Origin of the sequence: Ralstonia sp. RL, from assembly GCF_001683835.1 — a bacterium.
Classification (GTDB): Bacteria; Pseudomonadota; Gammaproteobacteria; order Burkholderiales; family Burkholderiaceae; genus Ralstonia; species Ralstonia mannitolilytica.
This window is the reverse complement of sequence record NZ_LWRX01000175.1, coordinates 1-1,600: the sequence shown is the minus strand read 5'-3', so window position 1 is coordinate 1,600 and position 1,600 is coordinate 1. Positions and strand designations below refer to the sequence as shown.

General features: G+C 66.9%; 2 protein-coding genes. One reads left to right on the top strand and one right to left on the bottom strand.

Features of this window, described 5'->3' with window-relative positions; all coding sequences use genetic code 11:
• A partial coding sequence (locus A6M56_RS17675; protein ID WP_286758263.1) for an arsenic resistance protein occupies positions 1-771 on the top strand: 771 nt, incomplete at its 5' end.
• 9 nt (positions 772-780) lie between these two features.
• Here the strand turns inward: A6M56_RS17675 and A6M56_RS17670 are convergent.
• Complete coding sequence (locus A6M56_RS17670) at positions 781-1,491, bottom strand: ABC transporter ATP-binding protein (protein WP_286758262.1); 711 nt, start codon at positions 1,489-1,491, stop codon at positions 781-783.
• Positions 1,492-1,600: the final 109 nt, after the last annotated feature.

Sequence of the window (1,600 nt, the reverse complement as noted above, 5' to 3'; positions counted from 1 at the left end):
CAGTGGCTGGCCCAGTTCATCAACTTCGGTCTCGTGCCCTTCTTTGCCTTCGGCCTTGGCCGCTATTTCTTTCCTGAACAGCCTTACTACGCGATGGGTCTGCTGCTCGCCGCGTTGCTGCCGACTTCGGGCATGACCATTTCGTGGACCGGGTTTGCTGGTGGCAACCTCGGGGCAGCGGTCAAGATGACGGTCCTCGGCCTGATCCTTGGCTCGCTGGCGACACCTTTCTATGTGCAATGGCTGATGGGGGCGACGGTGCCGGTCGATTTGCTGGCGGTGTTTTCGCAAATCGCCTTCATCGTCTTCCTGCCCATGCTCGCCGGGCATTTCACGCAGGCCTACCTGCTCAAAAAGCACGGCCAGAAGGCCTTTCAGACCGAATGGGCGCCGCGCTTTCCGCCCTTCTCGACACTGGGCGTGCTCGGCATTGTCTTTGTCGCGATGGCCCTCAAGGCCGGGCAACTGGCCGCCCGGCCGGCCGAACTGCTGCAACTGCTCGGCCCCTTGCTGGCGCTTTATGCCGGCAACTACCTGCTGAGCACCGTGCTGGCCAAGTTGCTGCTGCCGCGCGGCGATGCCATCGCGCTGGTCTATGGCACCGTGATGCGCAACCTGTCGATCGCCCTGGCCCTGGCCATGAACGCCTTTGGCAGCGCGAGCTCGGACGCGGCGCTGGTCATCACGCTGGCCTACATCATCCAGGTCCAGTCGGCGGCGTGGTACGTCAAGCTGACCGACAGGCTGTTCGGCCAGAAGCCGGCCGCGTAAAACCGGGTCTCAGGCGCTTGCCACCGCCTGATCGGCGACGATGCGGCCGTCGACCAGTTCGATGATACGGTCGCAGCGCGCCGCCAGGCGCGGGTCGTGGGTGACGATCAGGAAGGTGGTGTGCTGGCGGCGGTTGAATTCGCGGAGCAGCGCGAAGACGTCGTCGGCCGCATGGGTGTCGAGGTTGCCGGTCGGCTCGTCGGCCAAGACCAGCGACGGGTTGGTGACCAGGGCGCGGGCGATGGCGACGCGCTGCTGCTGGCCGCCGGACAGCCGGTTGGCGAGGTGCTGTTTGCGCTCGGCGAGGCCGACCTGATCGAGCAGGCGGCCGGCGCGCTCGAACATCTCGCGATCCGGCCGGCCGCGGGCGACGAGCAGCGGCATGGCGACGTTTTCTTCGGCGGTGAAAGCCGGGATCAGGTGGTGGTGCTGGAAGACGAAGCCGATGCGCTGGCCGCGCAGGCGGGTCAGGCCGGTATCGTCGAGCTGGCCGCTGTCTTCGCCGTCGATGTGCAATTGGCCGCTGGTCGGCCGGTCGAGCAGGCCGATCAGGTTGAGCAGGGTGCTTTTGCCCGACCCGGAGGGGCCGATCAGGGCTGCGAACTCACCGCGCCGCAGCGTCAGGTGGATGCCGTGCAGGACCTCGCTTTCCACCTCGCCGCTGCCGTAGGACTTGCGGATGCCGGCGAGGTGCAGGACGTGGTCTTTGGGTTCAGCCACGGATCGCCACCACCGGGTCGAGTTGCGCGGCACGGCGGGCCGGCAGTAGCGCAGAGAGGATGCCGACCAGACTGGCGCCGCCGGCCGCGAGGGCGACCAGACCGGGTTC